This window comes from Ralstonia sp. 110700041-2, assembly GCF_056280165.1.
Genome location: NZ_JBSFAI010000003.1, coordinates 314035 through 332290, shown reverse-complemented (window position 1 = coordinate 332290; position 18256 = coordinate 314035). Strand labels below are relative to the sequence as shown.

11 protein-coding genes and 1 pseudogene are annotated in these 18256 nt (G+C 64.6%); 8 read left to right on the top strand and 4 right to left on the bottom strand.

Annotated elements, in window-relative coordinates:
* Nucleotides 1-2: 2 nt before the first annotated feature.
* The 4 genes from ACUXH0_RS06450 to ACUXH0_RS06435 all read left to right on the top strand — a co-directional run bounded on the left by ACUXH0_RS06450 (nucleotide 3) and on the right by ACUXH0_RS06435 (nucleotide 8607).
* Nucleotides 3-3137 (top strand): MdtB/MuxB family multidrug efflux RND transporter permease subunit, encoded by a 3135-nt coding sequence (locus tag ACUXH0_RS06450; RefSeq protein ID WP_012430250.1) that lies wholly within the window; start codon nucleotides 3-5, stop codon nucleotides 3135-3137.
* A complete protein-coding gene (locus ACUXH0_RS06445; RefSeq protein WP_182594037.1) occupies nucleotides 3134-6235 on the top strand; it encodes a multidrug efflux RND transporter permease subunit in 3102 nt (1033 codons plus the stop codon). The genes ACUXH0_RS06450 and ACUXH0_RS06445 overlap by 4 nt, the downstream gene beginning before the upstream one ends.
* Before the next feature lie 2 nt (nucleotides 6236-6237).
* A complete protein-coding gene (locus ACUXH0_RS06440) occupies nucleotides 6238-7743 on the top strand; it encodes an efflux transporter outer membrane subunit (protein ID WP_012430248.1) in 1506 nt (501 codons plus the stop codon).
* Between the two features lie 300 nt (nucleotides 7744-8043).
* The gene (locus tag ACUXH0_RS06435) at nucleotides 8044-8607 is read left to right on the top strand and encodes an acyloxyacyl hydrolase (RefSeq protein ID WP_004627504.1); all 564 of its coding nucleotides are present in this window, start codon (nucleotides 8044-8046) and stop codon (nucleotides 8605-8607) included.
* A gap of 78 nt (nucleotides 8608-8685) precedes the next feature.
* Here the strand turns inward: ACUXH0_RS06435 and ACUXH0_RS06430 are convergent, their stop codons facing one another.
* On the bottom strand, nucleotides 8686-10026 hold the full coding sequence (locus ACUXH0_RS06430) for a sensor domain-containing diguanylate cyclase (RefSeq protein WP_012430247.1): 1341 nt from the start codon (nucleotides 10024-10026) through the stop codon (nucleotides 8686-8688).
* 652 nt (nucleotides 10027-10678) lie between these two features.
* Here ACUXH0_RS06430 and ACUXH0_RS06425 point away from each other — a divergent pair.
* Nucleotides 10679-11161: a hypothetical protein gene (locus ACUXH0_RS06425; RefSeq protein ID WP_182594036.1), complete on the top strand. Its 483-nt coding sequence runs from the start codon at nucleotides 10679-10681 to the stop codon at nucleotides 11159-11161.
* Between the two features lie 16 nt (nucleotides 11162-11177).
* Here ACUXH0_RS06425 and ACUXH0_RS06420 read toward each other — a convergent pair whose 3' ends face one another.
* Nucleotides 11178-11690: a GtrA family protein gene (locus ACUXH0_RS06420; protein WP_012430245.1), complete on the bottom strand. Its 513-nt coding sequence runs from the start codon at nucleotides 11688-11690 to the stop codon at nucleotides 11178-11180.
* Nucleotides 11691-11809: 119 nt separating this feature from the next.
* Here ACUXH0_RS06420 and ACUXH0_RS06415 point away from each other — a divergent pair, with 119 nt between their 5' ends.
* Together ACUXH0_RS06415 and ACUXH0_RS06410 are read left to right on the top strand one after the other, a co-directional pair.
* The gene (locus tag ACUXH0_RS06415) at nucleotides 11810-12715 is read left to right on the top strand and encodes a flagellar brake protein (RefSeq protein WP_004627508.1); all 906 of its coding nucleotides are present in this window, start codon (nucleotides 11810-11812) and stop codon (nucleotides 12713-12715) included.
* Between the two features lie 224 nt (nucleotides 12716-12939).
* Nucleotides 12940-14355, top strand: a pseudogene (locus tag ACUXH0_RS06410) (EAL domain-containing protein).
* Between the two features lie 56 nt (nucleotides 14356-14411).
* Here ACUXH0_RS06410 and ACUXH0_RS06405 read toward each other — a convergent pair.
* Nucleotides 14412-15980 (bottom strand): methyl-accepting chemotaxis protein, encoded by a 1569-nt coding sequence (locus ACUXH0_RS06405; protein WP_024974673.1) that lies wholly within the window; start codon nucleotides 15978-15980, stop codon nucleotides 14412-14414.
* Between the two features lie 291 nt (nucleotides 15981-16271).
* On the opposite strand from ACUXH0_RS06405, the gene ACUXH0_RS06400 reads away from it, so the two are divergent.
* Nucleotides 16272-16412: an entericidin A/B family lipoprotein gene (locus ACUXH0_RS06400; protein ID WP_004627513.1), complete on the top strand. Its 141-nt coding sequence runs from the start codon at nucleotides 16272-16274 to the stop codon at nucleotides 16410-16412.
* A 76-nt stretch (nucleotides 16413-16488) separates the two neighbouring features.
* On the opposite strand, the gene ACUXH0_RS06395 is transcribed toward ACUXH0_RS06400, so the two are convergent.
* Nucleotides 16489-18183 (bottom strand): phospholipase D family protein, encoded by a 1695-nt coding sequence (locus ACUXH0_RS06395; protein ID WP_012430242.1) that lies wholly within the window; start codon nucleotides 18181-18183, stop codon nucleotides 16489-16491.
* Nucleotides 18184-18256: the final 73 nt, after the last annotated feature.

The following is an 18256-nucleotide window of genomic DNA, read 5'->3' as shown; positions in this document are numbered from 1 at the left end:
GCATGAATCCCTCCCGAATCTTCATCCTCCGGCCTGTGGCGACCACGCTGTTGATGGTCGCCATCCTGCTCTCGGGCCTGGTGGCGTACCGGATGCTGCCGCTCTCTGCGCTGCCCGAAGTCGATTACCCGACCATCCAGGTCACGACGCTGTACCCGGGTGCCAGCCCCGATGTGATGACGTCGTCCATCACCGCACCGCTCGAACGCCAGTTCGGGCAGATGCCGGGCCTGAAGCAGATGACGTCATCCAGCTCGGGCGGCGCCTCGGTCATCACGCTGCAGTTTGATCTGTCGCTCTCGCTCGACATTGCCGAGCAGGAAGTACAGGCGGCCATCAACGCGGCCGGCAACCTGCTGCCGAACGACCTGCCGATGCCGCCGATCTACAGCAAGGTGAACCCGGCCGACGCGCCAATCCTTGCGCTGGCGATCACCTCCAACACGATGCCGCTGCCCAAGCTGGAAGACCTCGTCGACACGCGCATCGCGCAAAAGCTGTCGCAGTTGCCCGGCATTGGCCTGGTCAGCATCAGCGGCGGGCAGCGGCCCGCCGTGCGCATCCAGGCCAATACGTCGGCGCTGGCGGCGCTCGGGCTGTCGATCGACGATATCCGCACCGCCATCGGTACCGCCAACGTCAATGGGGCCAAGGGCAGCTTCGACGGCCCGATGCGCGCCTCCACCATCGACGCCAACGACCAGCTCAAGTCGGCCGCCGAGTACAGCAAGATGATCGTCGCCTACAAGAACGGCGCGCCCATCCGCCTGACCGACGTGGCGCAGATCGTTGACGGCGCCGAAAACAGCAAGCTGGCCGCCTGGTCCAACACCACCCCCGCCATCATCCTGAACGTGCAACGCCAGCCTGGCGCCAACGTGATCGAGGTGGTCAACCGTGCCAAGGCGCTGCTGCCACAGTTGAAGGAAACGCTGCCCGGCAACGTAGAGGTATCGCTGCTGACCGACCGCACCACGACGATCCGCGCCTCGGTATCGGATGTGCAGTTCGAACTGATGCTGGCGGTGGCGCTGGTCGTGATGGTGATCTTCCTGTTCCTGCGCAACGTGCCGGCCACGGTCATTCCGGCGGTGGCGGTGCCGTTGTCGCTGGTCGGTACGTTCGGCGTGATGTACCTGGCAGGCTTTTCGATCAACAACCTCACGCTGATGGCGCTGACCATCGCCACCGGCTTCGTGGTGGACGATGCGATCGTCATGATCGAAAACATCGCGCGCTACATCGAAGAGGGTGACCCGCCGATGGAAGCCGCGCTCAAGGGGTCCAAGCAGATCGGGTTCACCATCATCTCGCTCACGTTCTCGCTCATCGCGGTGCTGATTCCGCTGCTGTTCATGGGCGATGTGGTGGGGCGGCTGTTCCGCGAGTTCGCCATCACGTTGGCGGTATCGATCCTGATCTCGGCCGTGGTGTCGCTCACGCTCACGCCGATGATGTGCGCACGCTTGCTCAAGCACATTCCCGAAGCCGAGCAATCGCGCTTCTATCACGCTGCGGGCGCGTTCTTCGACAACGTCATCGCGCGGTACGGCCGCATGCTGCAATGGGTGCTTGACCGGCAGAAGACGACGCTGCTGGTGGCCATCGGCACGCTGGTGCTGACGGGGCTGCTGTATGTGGTGGTGCCCAAAGGCTTCTTCCCGGTGCAGGACACGGGCGTGATCCAGGGCATTTCGGATGCGTCGCAGTCGATTTCGTTCTCGGCCATGGCGGAGCGGCAGCAGAAGCTGGCCGAGGTGGTGCTGAAAGACCCGGCGGTGGAGAGCCTGTCGTCGTTCATCGGCGTGGATGGCGTGAACACGACGCTCAACAGCGGGCGCATGCTGATCAACCTCAAGCCGAAGGATGAACGCGACGCCGATGCCACCGAGATCATCCAGCGCCTGCAACCCGAACTGGCCAAGGTGGCCGGTATCTCGCTGTACATGCAGCCGGTGCAGGATCTGACGATTGAAGACCGCGTCAGCCGCACGCAGTACCAATTCACGGTGGAAGACCCGGACCCGAACAACCTATCGAAGTGGGTGCCCAAACTGGTTGAACGCCTGCAGCAGACCCGCGAGCTGCGCGACGTGGCGAGCGACCTGCAGGACAACGGCCTGCGCGCCTACGTGCAGGTCGACCGCGACAAGGCGGCCGTGTACGGCATCACGATGGCGGCGGTCGACAGCGTGCTGTACAGCGCCTACGGCCAGCGCCTGATTTCGACCATCTTCACGCAATCGAACCAGTACCGCGTGGTGCTCGAAACGGACCCGAAGATGCAGCTGGGGCCGCAATCGCTGTATGACCTGCACGTGGCATCGAGCAGCGGCCAGCAGATTCCCTTGGGCGCGTTTGCCACGGTGGTGGAACAGCCGGGCTCGCTCGTGGTGAACCATCAGGGCCAATTTCCGGCGGCAACCATCTCGTTCAACCTGGCGCCGCGTGCCTCGCTAGGCGCGGCGGTCGACACCATCAATGCGGTCGAAGAGGAAATCGGCTTGCCGGCCAGCATGCAGACCAGTTTCCAGGGCGCGGCGCTGGCGTTCCGCGCGTCGCTGTCGAACCAACTGTGGCTGATCCTTGCGGCCATCATCACGATGTACATCGTGCTGGGCGTGCTGTACGAAAGCACGATCCACCCGGTGACGATCCTGTCGACGCTGCCGTCGGCCGGCGTGGGCGCCCTGCTCTCGCTGCTGGTGTCGGGCAAGGACATGGGCATCATCGCCATCATCGGGATCATCCTGCTGATCGGTATCGTCAAAAAGAACGCGATCATGATGATCGACTTCGCGCTGGAGGCCGAGCGTGAGCAGGGCATGGCTCCGCGCGACGCCATCTACCAGGCGTGTCTGCTGCGCTTCCGCCCGATTCTGATGACGACCATGGCCGCCCTGCTGGGTGCGCTGCCGCTGATGCTGGGCACAGGCGTGGGCTCCGAGCTGCGCCAGCCGCTAGGGATCACGATGGTGGGTGGCCTGCTGGTCAGCCAGGTGCTGACGCTGTTCACCACGCCGGTCATCTATCTGGCCTTCGACAGCCTGGGCGGACGCCTGCGTGACTGGCGCGCGCGCCGCGCCGCCCGACGCCACGGTGCCGCCGGCGCCAACCAATCTGGCGGGCAACGATGAACCTGTCCGCCACCTTCATCGCGCGGCCGGTCGCCACGGCGCTGCTGACCATTGGCGTGGCGTTGGCCGGTATCGCGGCGTTCCGCCTGCTGCCGGTGTCCCCGCTGCCGCAGGTCGATTTTCCGACTATCTCGGTCAACGCTTCGCTGCCGGGCGCCAGCCCCGAGACCATGGCGGCTACCGTCGCGACGCCGCTGGAGCGCTCGCTCGGCCGCATCGCGGGCATTACCGAGATGACCTCGTCCAGCTCGCTCGGCTCGTCGCGGATCACGCTGCAGTTCGATCTGTCGCGCGACATCGACGGCGCCGCGCGCGACGTGCAGGCTGCCATCAATGCTTCGCGCAGCCTGCTGCCTTCGGGCCTGCCGAGCAACCCGACGTATCGCAAGGTCAATCCGGCCGATGCGCCGATCATGATCGTGGGGCTGACGTCCGACACCAAGTCGCGCGGCGAGTTGTACGATGCGGCCTCAACCATCCTTGCGCAGAAGCTGTCGCAGATCAACGGCGTGGGCCAGGTCTCCATCGGCGGAGCTTCGCTGCCGGCAGTGCGGGTCGAGCTGAACCCGATGGCGCTGAACAAGTACGGCATCTCGATGGAGACCGTGCGCACCGTCATCACCAGCACGAACGCGAACAAGCCCAAGGGCATGATGGAATCGGGCGACCGCGTCTGGACCATCTACGCCAACGACCAGGCAAAGAAGGCCGTCGAATACCAGTCGCTCATCATCGCCTGGCGCAAAGGGTCGCCGGTGCGGCTGGCCGACGTGGCAGAAGTGACTGACAGCGTGCAGGACATCCGCAACTACGGCTCGGCCAACGGCAAGCCCTCGGTGCTGCTCATCATCAGCCGGCAACCGGGCGCCAACATCATCGACACGGTCGACCGCATCAACGACGTGCTGCCGTACCTGCGCAACACCATTCCCGCGCAGATCAACCTCGATGTGATGATGGACCGCACGCCCACCATCCGCGCCTCGCTCAAGGATGTAGAGCGCACGCTGGTGCTGTCGATCGCGCTGGTGATCATGGTGGTGTTCCTGTTCCTGCGCAACGTGCGGGCGACGCTCATTCCGAGCGTGGCGGTGCCGGTCTCGCTGATCGGCACATTCGGGGTGATGTACCTGTGCGGCTACAGCCTCGACAACCTCTCGCTGATGGCGTTGACGGTGGCGACAGGCTTTGTCGTGGACGACGCCATCGTGGTGCTCGAGAACGTCTCGCGCCACATCGAGAACGGCATGCGGCCCATGCAGGCGGCGCTCAAGGGTGTGCGCGAGGTCGGCTTCACGGTGGTGTCGATGAGCTTTTCGCTGATCGCCGTGTTCATTCCGCTACTGATGATGGGCGGCATCGTGGGCCGGCTGTTCCGGGAGTTTGCGGTGACGCTGTCGGTGGCTATCCTGGTATCGCTGGTGGTATCCCTCACCACCACGCCGATGATGTGCGCGCGCTTGCTCAAGCCCGCCGCCGAGGAAGAACACGGCTGGTTTCACCGCAAGACCGAAGGCTTCTTCACCTTCCTGCTCGACATCTACCGCAACTCGCTGGCGTGGGCGCTGCGGCACAGCTGGCTTACCCTGCTCATCCTGTTGGCGACGGTCTGCCTGAACGTCTACCTGTACATCATCGTGCCCAAGGGGTTCTTCCCGCAGCAGGACACCGGCCGTGTGATCGGTTTCATCCAGGCGGACCAGTCGATCTCGTTCCAGGCGATGCGCACCAAGCTGACCGACTTCATCACCATCGTTCGGCAAGACCCTGCGGTGGAGAACGTGGTGGGCTTTACGGGCGGCAGTCAGCGCAATACCGGGCAGATGTTCATTCAGCTCAAGCCGCTGGCCGAGCGCAGGATGTCCGCCGACCAAATCATCAACCGGCTGCGCGGCAAGCTGGCGGGTGAACCCGGCGCGAGCCTGTTCCTGCAATCGGTGCAGGACATCCGGGTCGGCGGTCGGGCCAGCAACGCGCAGTACCAATACACACTGCAGGCCGACGACCTGAACGAGCTGCGCGCGTGGGACCCGAAGATCAAGCAGGCGCTCACGCAGGTGAAATCGCTGACGGACGTCAACACTGATACGCAGGACAAGGGCCTGCAGACGTCGCTCGTCATCGACCGCGACAAGGCCAAATCGCTCGGCATCAACCCGAGCGATATCGACAACGCCCTGAACAACGCGTTCGGGCAGCGCCAGGTATCGACCATCTACAACCCGCTCAACCAATACCGCGTTGTGATGGAAGCGGCGCCGCAGTACTGGCAGAACCCCGACGGTCTGCGTGACATTTACATCATCACCTCGACGGGTGCGCAGGTACCGCTGTCGACCTTCTCGCACTACGAGCCCACCAACACGGCGCTGGCGGTCAACCACCAGGGGCAGTTTGCGGCAAGCACGATCTCGTTCAACCTCGCGCCGGGGGCATCGCTGTCCGGTGCAACGCAGGACATCCAGGACGCGATGAACCGCATCGGCGTGCCGTCCTCCGTGCATGGAAGCTTCCAGGGCACCGCGAAGGCGTTCCAGGATTCGCTCTCGAGTCAGCCGGTGCTGATCCTGTTTGCGCTCATCACCATCTACATCGTGCTGGGCTTGCTGTATGAGAGCTACGTCCACCCGATCACGATTCTCTCTACGCTGCCCTCGGCCGGTGTGGGGGCGCTGCTGGCACTGATCATTACCGACACGGACTTTTCGATCATCGCGCTGATCGGCGTGATTCTGCTCATCGGCATCGTCAAGAAGAACGCCATCATGATGATCGACTTCGCGCTGGAGGCGGAGCGCAGCCAGGGCATGAGCCCGGCGGATGCAATCTTCCACGCCTGCGTGCTGCGCTTCCGGCCGATCTTGATGACGACGATGGCGGCGCTGCTGGGCGCCCTGCCCCTGGCGCTGGGCCACGGCGACGGCGCGGAGCTGCGTACGCCGCTGGGCATCTCCATTGTCGGCGGGCTGCTGGTCAGCCAGATCCTTACGCTCTACACCACGCCGGTGGTCTACCTGGCGCTCGACCGGCTGCGCCTGCGCCGCGCCGGCCGCAGCAAGGACGCACCGCTGCCCGCATTGGATTCGCAAGGAAGCTGAACATGACAAGAGGCACTCAAGCCCTCCGTACCTCGTTGCTCGCGCTGGCCGCGTGCGCACTCGTCTCCGCCTGCGCGGTCGGGCCCGATTACAAGCGCCCCGATGCCGAAGTGCCGCAGCAATACAAGGAAGCCGGCGACTGGAAAGTCGCCGATCCGAGCGACGCCATTGCCCGCGGCAAGTGGTGGGAGATCTTCAACGACCCGCAACTGAACGCGCTGGAAGAACAAGTGGCCGCCGCCAATCAGAACATCCTGGTGGCCGAGGCGCAGTACCGCCAGGCCCAGGCGCTGGTGCAATCGGCACAGGCTTCGTTCTTCCCGACGCTGGGTGCCAATGCGTCAGCCACGCGCAGCCGTTCAGTGCGCACGTCGGTCAACCCGGATGGCAGCCTGTCGACCGGCAACCCAAGCCTGCTCAATTCGCAGAGCCTGTCGCTCAACGCCAGCTGGGAACTGGACCTGTGGGGCCGCATCCGCCGGACGGTTGAGTCGAACAAGGCGAGCGCGCAAGCCAGCGCAGGCGACTTATCGTCCGCTTTGCTGTCGGCACAGGCGACGCTTGCGCAGAATTATTTTCAATTGCGTGTCACGGATACCCAGAAAGCCGTCTTGCAACGCACGGTGGCGAACTACGAGCGCTTCCTGAAACTCACGCAAAACCAGTACGCCGTGGGCGTGGCGCAGCGTTCCGACGTGCTGACCGCGCAGACACAACTCAAGCAGTCGCAGGCGCTGCTGCTGGATACCGAAGTCACGCGGGCGCAGCTTGAGCACGCCATTGCGGTGCTGATCGGCAAACCGCCGGCGGAGTTCTCGCTGGCCCCAGCCACTGCTGCGAGCGCCGCCGACCTGCCGGCCCTGCCTGCCATTCCGCTGGAAGTGCCATCAGCAGTGCTGGAGCGCCGTCCCGACATCGCCGCCGCCGAGCGACGCATGGCCGCTGTCAACGCGCAGATCGGCGTGGCCAAGGCCGCGTACTTCCCGACGCTTACGCTGGGTGCCTCGGCCGGCCTGGCGGCCAACACGCTCACGCGCCTGGCAACACTGCCCAGCCGCGTCTGGTCGATCGGCCCAACCCTGGCAGCGACGCTGTTTGATGGCGGCGCGCGTGCAGCCGCCGTCGACAAGGCCGGCGCTGCCTACGATGCGTCCGTCGCAACGTACCGCCAGACCGTGCTGGGGGCCTTCCAGGATGTCGAAGACAACCTGGCCGCGCTGCGCTGGCAAACGCAGGAATTTGGCGTACAGGCCGATGCCGTCAAGGCCGCGCAGGAAGCCGCGCAGCTCAACCTGAACCGCTATCGCGCGGGCACCGTGAGCTTCCTGGAAGTCATCACAGCACAGGCCACGGCCTACAGCGCCGAGCGCACGCTGCTCACGCTGCAGGGCAAGCAGTATTCGGCAGCGGTGCTGCTGGTGAAGGCGCTGGGCGGTGGCTGGCACGGCGAAGTACCGGTGGTCGGCAAGGCAGCGCTGCAGCCGGCATCCACGCCAGCCGCGCAATAACCCTTCTCTTAGTGCCGGTGGCCGCCAACGTTTCGCCACCGGCAATGTCCCCTTGTGCGTAAGGCCGCACGCAGTCGGATAGTTCCCCCTATAATCGATGGAATTTATTTCAGACCGCCCGGATCATCAGGGCCGGCTGATGCAGCACCAGGCGCGCAAATTGCGTTGCCCGATGCCTTGCAAGCCCGCTCGGTGCCATCCAGACCGTCTGTTTGCCTGCCACCACGTCTGCCGCGCGCGTGGTTGCCGACGCAGTTGCCCCGATTCACGCGCGCCGCTCAACTGATTCTGTTCTCTCTGATGATCCGATCCGCGCTTCCCCGTTCCGCCAAGCTGCTGGCCGCCGCCCTGGGCGCCGCCACGCTGTTTGCTGCCCTGCCCGCTCAGGCTGACCCGTCCGTGCGCGCCATCTACGGCAAAGACAACAAGCACGGCATCGAGAAATACGGCGTCGACCTGGATTTCGACTCGGGCTTCCACTGGGGCAACCCGGAAGGCTGGTTCGTGAATCTGGATTGGGAAGTCGCGCTGGGCCAATGGCGCTCGACCAAGGGCACCAACCGCCAAAACATCACCGAATTCGGCGTGACGCCGCTATTCCGCCTTGAAAAGCGCGGCGGTTCGTGGGTACCGTTCATCGAAGCTGGTGTCGGCCCGCGCTTGCTGTCGCACGTCAGCACGTCCAATGAACACTATTTCAGCACGGCCTTCCAGTTCTCCGACATGATTGGCGTGGGCGTGGCCTTTGGCAGCAAGCAGCAATTCCAGATGGGCTACCGCTTCGAACACCTGTCGAACGCGTCGATCAAGCGCCCGAACCCCGGCACCGATCTGAACGAGCTGTACTTGCGGTACACGTTCTAAGACCTGAGCGTTTGCAACGCTTGAAGAAAGACGGCCTGCCTTGCGGCGGGCCGTTTCGTTTTAGCGCGCAGTAATGGACTAGCGGGCGTCGGCTTCGCCGTCGAGATCACGATCGCGCGATCGCATGCCCATCAGCCGCTCGTAGTTGAGCGATGCATGGAAACCCAGGCCGTTGCCACCGGCACGCTTGACTTCATACATCGCAGCGTCGGCATTGCGGATGAGCGTCTGCGCATCACGCCCGTCGGTCGGATACAGCGCCACGCCGGCACTCACGCCCATCGACAGCACATGGCCTTCCACACGGAACGGCGTCTGCAATTGCTCGATCAGGCGCTCCACGGTTTGCGTCACATCGTCGCGCGTGGCGCAATGCGTGAGGACGGCGACAAATTCATCGCCGCCCAGGCGCGCCACCGTGTCGGAGGCGCGCAGCCCGCTACGCAACCGCATCGCCGTGGCCTTCAGGACGAGATCACCCACCGCGTGGCCGTACTCATCGTTGACGGGCTTGAAGCGATCGAGATCAATGAACACGACGGCGACCTGACCGCGCGCGCGACGCGCCGCTTGAATGGCGACGAACAGGCGATCGCGAAGCAAACGTGCGTTGGGCAAGTCCGTCAGCGGATCATGCAACGCAAGGTGGTGCGCCTGGTCCAGCGCCGTGCGCCGCTTTGTCACGTCGAGCAGCGTGCCGCTCACGCGCGTGGCCATGCCGCGGGCATCACGCTCGGTCACGCGCCCGCGCGCAGCCACCCAGATCCATTGGCCATGGCGCGCGCGCATGCGCTGCTCGATTTCAAAGCTGTCGGCATCACCGCGCATATGGCGATAGATGCGCCGCGCGCTCAATGCGGCGTCCTGCGGATGCACCATGGCGAACCACGCATCCGGATCGTTGGACAGATCGGTCGGCTCGTAGCCGAGCATGTCGGCCGTCCGGCGGTTGAACGACACATGCCGCGCACGCGTGGACCAGTCGAACGTACCCAGCCCGGCACCGTCCAGCACATAGGCCAGCCGTTGCTCCGACGCGCGCAGCGATTCCAGCGCCAGGCGCCGCGCGGTCACATCCTGCATCTGCACGACGAGGTGCTGGTTGCCGTGATCGTGCGCCACCGCCACGTCGGTCTGCACCCAGACGGTGGTGCCGTCTTGACGGACCAGGCGCGTTTCCATCGACAGCGCATCGCGCTGGCCGGTGAGCAGCGACTCGATGCCGTGTCGCGTGCGTTCAGTGTGATCGGGGTGGCACAGGTCGAACAGATCGCGCGTGCGCAGCGCCTGTGCTTCGTGACCGGTCAGCGCGCACAGCGCTCGGTTCACGTCGAGGAAGCGACCCTCCGGCGCGCACAGGCCGATTCCTATCGGCGAATGTTCGATCGCAGCCTTGTACAAGTGGTCGTCCTCAAGCATGGCGATGCTGTTTCGCGAATGCGGCAGTCCCGGGGGTGGTTGATGTGGTGGCCATCGCGCCGCCGGGAACCCTATGACGCAATGGTCGCGTCGGGGGCGCGCGGTGGCCGTTGGCGTGATCCCCGTAACCGGTCTCGTGGTCTGCGTGGACCAGTTGGCAGCTGGCACTGACAGACCTTGGTGCGTTGCAAGCGCACGAATCGAGGCGGACTATAGAAGCCGCGAGTTAACGGGGCAATCCCTTCCCGCGAGGGGACATGGACCGCGAGCGCGCTTTGGGTCCCCTCGTGCGCGAGATGACGCGAAGGAAACGCGCCCCGCGTCATTCCCGTCTGCGTTTGTCGACGTCGATTGTCGACTCTTGCCCAGCGTCGCCGGACACTTCACAACTGTACACCGTCCCCCCGCCGCGAAGCTGCTAGCCGTTCGGTTAGGTCGAGTAGACACTGCCAACACGCAACCGTTTGCCACGCCGGCGGGCCGCAATTTCCACATTGTGAATGTCTTAAGGTGAAAACAAGGCCCCAACCTCATCCGGAAGGACGAAACGCGAAAACGGGCGGCTCCGTTACTATTCTTCAATATCGCTTCAGGGGGGCGAATTCAAACACGGCGAGCCGCGGCAACAACGCACGCGGTTGTGGGAGGTCGTATGGAATTGAGCTTTGTCGCCCCCGGCACGCAGACGCATCGGTATGCGCTCAAGCTAGCGGGCCTGCCCGAAGGTACCGAGCCCGGAACGACGCCAGTCGATCCAGCTTGGGTGGACGATGCCCTTACCGCCGCAGTGCGCGTGTTCGACGCGCACCGCGTGCACTTTGCCGACGCCTATTTCGCCTATCGCGCACGTGAAACGGCGCAGCAGCCCACGCGCACGGCCGGCAAGACCCCAACTGCCCGCGTTGCCGGCGATCTCCACGACGATACGCCGCTGCTCGCGGATACGTTTGCGATTGCGCAACTGGCGGCACTTGTCTCGCTGGAGGCGTCCGGCGTGGCCGATGTGATCGAAATTCACCTGGTGGTGGAGCGCCTGCGGGACGATGCCCCCGTCCCGCCCGCTGACGGCATTGGCGACGTGACCTTCGCTACGGAAACTGGCGCCGGCGTGCAGAGCCCGGCCAGCCGGCATTAACGCGCACGGCAGCGCCTCAGGGCCCGTTGTGCGTGGGCCGTGCCGGCACGATGGTCGGTTGCGGCTCCGTTGGCGCGCCGACGGCATCGGCGTCACGAAACGTCCAGTACCGGTGCACCAGGAAGTTGAAGATGGCCGTGATGGACGAGGCGAACACCTGCGCAATCAGGTAATACAAACCGATCCCCAGGCCGGCGGCCATGATGGTCGCATTGCACCCCAACGCGAGAAAGGCCACCAGGCCGAAGCGCACCATCGCGCCGATATGCCCACGTGTGCTGTTGAAGACGGCCTGCCGGCTGATGAAGTAATTGAGCGTGGCACCGATCACACTGCCCGCCACCGACGCCCGCCACGGCGAGACCCCCACCTGCACGAGCCCGAACAGCACCACATAGTGCGCCAGCGTTGCGCCGCCGCCGATGACGACATAGCGAGCAAACTGCTCCACCGCCGCCCAGAAATGCCGCCGAGACGTCATGCGCGTGCCCACCCCATCCACTTTGGAACCGACATTGTGCTCGATCATGGCTCCCGGGCTGCAACTCGCGTGCCACCGACCCTGCACAATAAAGTGCGCTTAAAGTTGTGCAACATTTGGCCGTATAGAAACGTGGGGCCCTGCGCGGCTGTTGGCTCCCCATTGCCATGCTCGAACTTCAACCTCTCGACATTCCGCTTGCGATTCCCCTGCCGTGGCCGATGCTTGACGCCGACGGGCAGTTGCTCGTCCCGAAGGGCGACGTCATCCACTCGCCGGAGGAGATCGACCTGCTGTGCACGCTGCACCGCCCGCATCGGCTGGCGGACGGCACGCCCGCGCCTGCACCGGCGTTTGCAAACACGCAGTTCCCGAACACGATGTTCCCGGACATGGGCGACGACCCTGACGGTGAACGCACGATCGCCATGGAACTGCTGGGCCTGCGCCCCGGCGGCATGCTGACCGTGCGCCTGACCGCAGGCGCCGGCCAGACCAAGGGTGCCGCGCGCGTGATGGGCTACAGCCCGCAGCGCCATCTGCTCATCACCATGCCCACCGACAGCGGCCGCACGGTCATGCCGGTCAAGGACGAACTGGTGGAAGTCCACGCTTTCTCGGGCGAGGGCATCGCCAGCTTCGAATGCACGGTGATGGCGGTGTGCCGCATCCCGTTCGAATACGTCGTGTTGTCGCCGCCGCGGCGGATCAAGAACCGCGCGTTGCGCAAATCGCTGCGCGTGCGCGCCAACGTGGTCGGCAAGATGCTGGTGAGCGGCGACCCGCCACGCATGATCCATATCTCCGACATCAGCACCACGGGCGCGTCGTTCCGCTCGGCGCATCGGCTGGAAGTGAGCGGCGCACCGGCGCGTCTGCGCTTCCGGGTGAAAACGCGCGACTACCATTCCGAACTGGTGGCTGCTGCGCTGGTGCGCAGTGAAAAACCGGCCGACCTGCCCAACGTGTATCAATATGGCGTGGAATTCGTCGAGTTGGTCGCCGCCCAAAAGATGCTGCTGCAGTGCTTTATCTATGAACAGTTGCTTTGGGGTGGGCAGCGCATGGTGTAACGTGGAAACAGAACTGATATTCGTATCTTTTTTATCAGAATTAATTACCGTTAAACGTTAAAGGCGTTCGCCTGGTCCACGCGAAAAGATGCTGGGAAACGGCCATCATGGCTGCCTTTAGGCTTATGATGCCGCAGGCTTACCTGTGACAAAGCATTACAATTGACGGCGCCCCGAGCGCACGCATTTCCGTTTTAAAGGTATTTGCAGGACGATCCCCATTTATGAGCCGCGCAAGGTCTGCCGCGCCATCGAGTCTGGATCCCATCTCCGGATTGCCCGACCGCGGGCGATTCGTCCAACTGCTGGCTGCCATGCCTCAGCCCGCACGCCAGGATGCAATCGGCGCCCTGCTGCTGATCGGCTTCGACCATTTTGCCGAGGCGACCAACACGCTCGGGCCCTTGGCAGCACGGGAGGTCATCGCCGAATGTGCATCGCGGCTTGAGGCACTGAGCGTGCCCGCCGCGGATGGCAACGCACCCATCGTCGGGCGCATCGGCCCCGAGACTTTTGCCGTTGCCTGCGCAGACTTCGTCTCGGCACAGGATGTACACGATCTGGCGCGGCGGATTTCTGCGGCACTCACGCGACCTTTCATCACGCATGGTTACGAGCTGGTCTGCTCTTGCAGTATCGGCATGACGCTTTTCGAGGGCATGCCCTCCGATGCGGCACGGCTGATTGAACAGGCCGACCGGGCGCTCTAAGGTGTTCAGCACGGTGCCGAACCCAGCCCCGCGCTGTATGCCCCGGCGGCCATGCCCCCAGGCACGGGCACCAACGTCGCCCGCGCCGACGGATACGACGCCATCGCCGAGCACCCGCGCCTGGCCGCCCAACTGCGCCACGCGCTTGCACGCCGCCAGTTCAGCCTGAACCTGCAGCCACAACTGAGCCTGACCGACGGACGGATCGTCGGCTACGAATTCTTGCTGCGCTGGAGCTCACCCGAGCTGGGAGGCGTGGCACCGGCGGAATTTCTGCCGATCCTGGAGCAGACCGGCGACATTCGCGAGGTTGGCCACTGGGTGCTCGACAGCGCCGCCCAGATGCTGGCCGGACTGCTGCGCGAAGAATCCGAGCGCGCAGGACGCAACAGCCGGCATCAGCCGGGCGTGCATGCAGCCGTCAACCTGTCGGTTGCGCAGCTGCTCGATCCGCAATTGAGCGACGTCGTGCGCGACATTGCCGCGCGCCACGCGGTGCCGACCACCCGGCTTGTCTTCGAGATATCGGAACACACGCTGCACCGTGCCAACGGCTCGGCGCAGAAAGCGGTGGAAGCCCTGCACGCGTGCGGCGCGCGCGTGGCGGTGGAAGACTTTGGAGCCACCGCGCACAGCCTCGATTGCCTGGCAACGTTCCGGCCCGATCAGGTCAAGCTCGACCAGGCGATCGTCAACGCAGTGACCAACGCGAGCGATCACGCGGTGCTGCAACGCCTGGTGACTGCCGCGCATGGTGCGGGCGTGCCCGTCATCGCCACGCGCGTGGAAACCGCCGCACAGCTCCATGCCTTGCGGGCGTGCCGGTGCGACGTGATCCAGGGCTATTTGCTCTCGCAACCGTTTCCTGCCCGCTGGATCGACGACACACAAGACGTGATTGCCGAGCGCGCGCGCGATCTGATGCCGTAAAGGAAAACGCCCTCCCGCCTGTCAGGCGGAAGGGCATTGGTGTTGGCGCGTGCTTCTTATGCGTGCTCGACGCGGAAGACCGCCACCGCGCTGCGCAGCGCCTCCGCCTGTTCTTCCAGCGATTCCGCCGCCGCAGCGGCCTGTTCGACCAACGCCGCATTCTGCTGCGTCACCTGATCCATCTGCGTGACGGCCTGGTTGACCTGCTCGATGCCGCTGCTCTGTTCTTCCGACGCAGCGCTGATCTCGCCCATGATGTCGGTCACGCGGCGCACGGCCACCACCACCTCGTCGATCACCGTGCCGGCTTCGGCCACCAGGGTCGACCCGTTCTGCACACGGCCCACCGAATCGCCGATCAGCTCCTTGATCTCCTTGGCCGCCGTGGCGCTGCGCTGTGCCAGGCTGCGCACTTCACCTGCCACCACGGCAAAGCCACGGCCCTGCTCACCTGCACGGGCAGCTTCCACCGCCGCATTCAGCGCCAGGATGTTCGTCTGAAAGGCGATGCCTTCAATCACGCCAATGATGTCCGCAATCTTGCGGCTGCTTTCGTTGATGCCGGCCATCGTGTCCACCACGCGGCCGACGACTTCTCCGCCTTTGACGGCGATGTCCGACGCGCTGACTGCCAGCGTGCTCGCCTGACGCGCGTTGTCGGCGTTCTGCTTCACGATGCTGGTCAGCTCTTCCATGCTCGACGCCGTTTCTTCCAGCGACGAGGCCTGCTGCTCCGTGCGCTGCGAGAGGTCCGCATTGCCGGCTGCAATCTGCTTGGTGGCGCTGGCGATCGAATCCGAGCCGGTGCGCACCTGCCCGATGATCTGCTGCAGGCTCGTCTGCATGGACGACACCGCATGCATGAGACGGGCGGTCTCATCGCGGCGGCCAGCGGTGGTCTGGCCTTCCATTCGGGTGGCGAGGTCGCCGGAGGCCATACGCTCGAACACCTGAATGGCGCGCTCCAGCGGACGCACCACGGTGCGGCCGAGTACGCCACGCGCCACCACCGACAGCACCAGCGCGGCGGCCAGCAAGCCACCCGAAATCCAGATGCTCATTGCGTAGCGCGATTGGGAATGGTCAAAGCGTTGCTGGCCGTACTTGAAGCGCGCCCCGACCAGCGGCCCGAGCGCCGTGTCGTAATCGACGAAGAGCTTCGGCACCAGGTTCGTGTTCAGCTCACGGTACGTGGTGAGGTCGCTGCGCTCCAGCGCGGCAATGGCCGGCTCCAGCGCGGTCTTGACGAACTTGGTGCGTGCGGCGTCGGCGGCTTGCAGCTGGGCGCGGTCGGCCTCCGGAATGGGCAGCTTCATGAACTGGGCCCAGGCATCGTTGGCCGAGTTGACCATGGTGTGCGCATCGGCCAGCAGCTTCTTGAGTTCTTCCGGCGACGAGACCGAATCGAAATTGGTCAGGTGGATGCGCGCCCACAGCAGGTTGATGGTGTCTTTGGCCAGCAGGTCCAACCCCTTGGCGTCTTCCAGATACACCGCGCGCAAATCGTCATTGGTCGCCCGGCCGGTGGTGATGCCCGCGAAGCCCACCACGGCAATCATCACTGCAAATACCGCGACCAGAAACGTCAGCCGCGTGCGAATGCTTGTGTCCATCCACTTCCACATGTGTTTTTCTCCTGCATGGTTGGGCCGTGCGGCGCCGAGATCCCGTCCCTGCGCCCCTCTTCAGGCACCCTGTTCACTCCCAAAGGTGCTAACGGCAGCGGACGGCAGAAGTAGAGGGCTGCGCCCCGAATGTCCGGGATGCGCCGCAAGTGATATGCAAGAAGGCAAAAAAGATGCGGCCGACGCACCCCCCGTACGCGGGGTCGCACTAAAATGCGGATTGCGCCACCGCTGGGGTGGCAATCACGCGAACATCGTGCGGGATACCGCACGGCTCACAAGGGGATCGAGATGAAGAAACTGATCGCACTGCTGGCCCTGGGCTGCGCCGTTCTGGCTGGCTGCAACACGATGGCGGGCATGGGCAAGGACCTCCAGACCGGTGGCCAGAAGCTGGAAAACGCGGCTGACAACACCAAGCAGAAGATGTAATGAAGCGAGGGCCGGGAAAACCCTGGCCTGAGTCAGGAAACGCCGCAACTTCGCGGCGTTTTTCTTTTGGAGCCGCTTACAGCAGTTCTTCCGGAGTCAATGGCGCCAGCATCTGGATCCACGTCCGGCGGCCCAGGCCCACCTCCGGCTCGTGATCGACGACGACCTCCTTGCCGTTCTCGTGCGTGGTCCAGCGCAAGTGGCCATCATCCTTGGTCACCCGGTAGGCACTGTCGCGCACCGAGTCGTCAAACAGCCGGGCTACCGCCTCCGACAGCACCGGACTGCGGATGATCAACCCGGTTTCCGTGTTCAGTCCGATAGAGCGCGGGTCGATGTTCATCGAGCCGACAAACAGCGTGCTGCGGTCCACCACGATCGATTTCACATGCAGGCTCGCCTGCGACGAACGAAAAGTGCCGATCATCTTCGGGCGATCGCCCAGGGTCGGGCGCAGCTCGTACAGTTCAACACCGTCGTCGACCAGCTCGCCACGATATTTCGCATAGCCCACATGCACGATGGGTGCGTCGGTCGCCGCCAGCGAGTTGGTCAGCACACGCAGGCGCACGCCGCGATCCTGCATGCGCTTGGCCACCTCGACGCCGCGCTTGCCGGGCACGAAGTACGGCGAGATCAGCACCACCTCGCGCTCGGCCTCGTCAATCAGACGCAGGAGCGTCTGGGCAAGGCGCTCGCCACCAGGTTCCACGTCATCACCCGACACCTTGGCCGGACGATCGACGATCACCTGCGCGGGCGCCCACTCCAGGCGCAGGCGGCCACGGGCGATCTGGTCGGCCAGGAACCAGTCGCGCGGGGCAGGCTTGAGCGGCAGGCGCTGCTCCGGCGCCGGGCTGGCGAGATCGGTCTGGTCGGATGCCGGCTTGGCAGAACCGGACCCCATGTCGACCGGCCGGGTCGGCACGTCGATCTGCTGCGGCGGCCCTTCCGGCCGATGCGGCATCGTCACCGGCGGCGGATAGTTGCCGTCCTTCGGCTCGGGTGGATGCGCCGTGCTCGGCTCGGGCGCCAGCGCCTGCACCGGATAGGCGAATTCGCTGTTCCAGTACGCATCGAATGCCGACGATAACTGGCGCACCGCCGGCCCCGCGGCCAGCACGTCGAGATCCACAAAGTTGGTGGTCTGATTTTGCGTGAAATATTCGGCGCCCAGATTGCGCCCGCCCGTCACGGCCAGCGCGTTATCGGCAATGAAGGCCTTGTTGTGCATGCGCCGGTTGACGCGGCGGAACTCAGCCGCGCCGCTCAGATACCGTGTCAGATTCGACATCCGCCCGCCCGGAAACGGGTTGAACAGGCGTACATCGATGTTCTTGTGCGACGAGAACTTGAGGAACGCGAGATCACGCCCGTCGCTATGCAGGTCGTCAACCAGCATGCGCACACGCACGCCGCGCTCGGCAGCCGCCAACACATGACGCATCAACTCGCGCACGCTGTTGTCGCTTTCAATGATGAAGTACTGCAAGTCCAGCGTGCGTTCTGCCCGGTCGGCCAGTGTGAGCAATGTGGCATAGGCTTCTTCGCCCGACGGAATCAGCCGGAAGCCCGACACATCCGCCGACGGCGCATTTGACTGCGCAAGCCGCCCAAGCGACGTGGCCGACTCGGCGTTCGGCAGCGCCGTCGTGACAGGGCGATCCACGTGCTCCGGCAGGCTGACGCAGCCGCTCAGCAGCGCGATGGCCAAGCAGGTGAACCAGGCGCGCAGAGACGCGGTCGGGTGGTTCCTCGGGTGCCCTTGCATGTTCGATGTCGTGTTGGGTACGGCAAGTCGAGAGGACGTCCACTTCACACCAGCATGCGGCGTGCCTGGACAG

Excerpts from the sequence above, each read along its gene's own strand:
- ACUXH0_RS06445 (WP_182594037.1), top strand. The coding sequence starts at position 3,134 with ATGAACCTGTCCGCCACCTTCATCGCGCGGCCGGTCGCCACGGCGCTG.
- ACUXH0_RS06450 (WP_012430250.1), top strand. The coding sequence starts at position 3 with ATGAATCCCTCCCGAATCTTCATCCTCCGGCCTGTGGCGACCACGCTG.
- ACUXH0_RS06430 (WP_012430247.1), bottom strand. The coding sequence starts at position 10,026 with ATGCTTGAGGACGACCACTTGTACAAGGCTGCGATCGAACATTCGCCG.
- ACUXH0_RS06435 (WP_004627504.1), top strand. The coding sequence starts at position 8,044 with ATGATCCGATCCGCGCTTCCCCGTTCCGCCAAGCTGCTGGCCGCCGCC.
- ACUXH0_RS06405 (WP_024974673.1), bottom strand. The coding sequence starts at position 15,980 with ATGTGGAAGTGGATGGACACAAGCATTCGCACGCGGCTGACGTTTCTG.
- ACUXH0_RS06440 (WP_012430248.1), top strand. The coding sequence starts at position 6,238 with ATGACAAGAGGCACTCAAGCCCTCCGTACCTCGTTGCTCGCGCTGGCC.
- ACUXH0_RS06415 (WP_004627508.1), top strand. The coding sequence starts at position 11,810 with ATGCTCGAACTTCAACCTCTCGACATTCCGCTTGCGATTCCCCTGCCG.
- ACUXH0_RS06425 (WP_182594036.1), top strand. The coding sequence starts at position 10,679 with ATGGAATTGAGCTTTGTCGCCCCCGGCACGCAGACGCATCGGTATGCG.
- ACUXH0_RS06420 (WP_012430245.1), bottom strand. The coding sequence starts at position 11,690 with ATGATCGAGCACAATGTCGGTTCCAAAGTGGATGGGGTGGGCACGCGC.
- ACUXH0_RS06400 (WP_004627513.1), top strand. The coding sequence starts at position 16,272 with ATGAAGAAACTGATCGCACTGCTGGCCCTGGGCTGCGCCGTTCTGGCT.
- ACUXH0_RS06395 (WP_012430242.1), bottom strand. The coding sequence starts at position 18,183 with ATGCAAGGGCACCCGAGGAACCACCCGACCGCGTCTCTGCGCGCCTGG.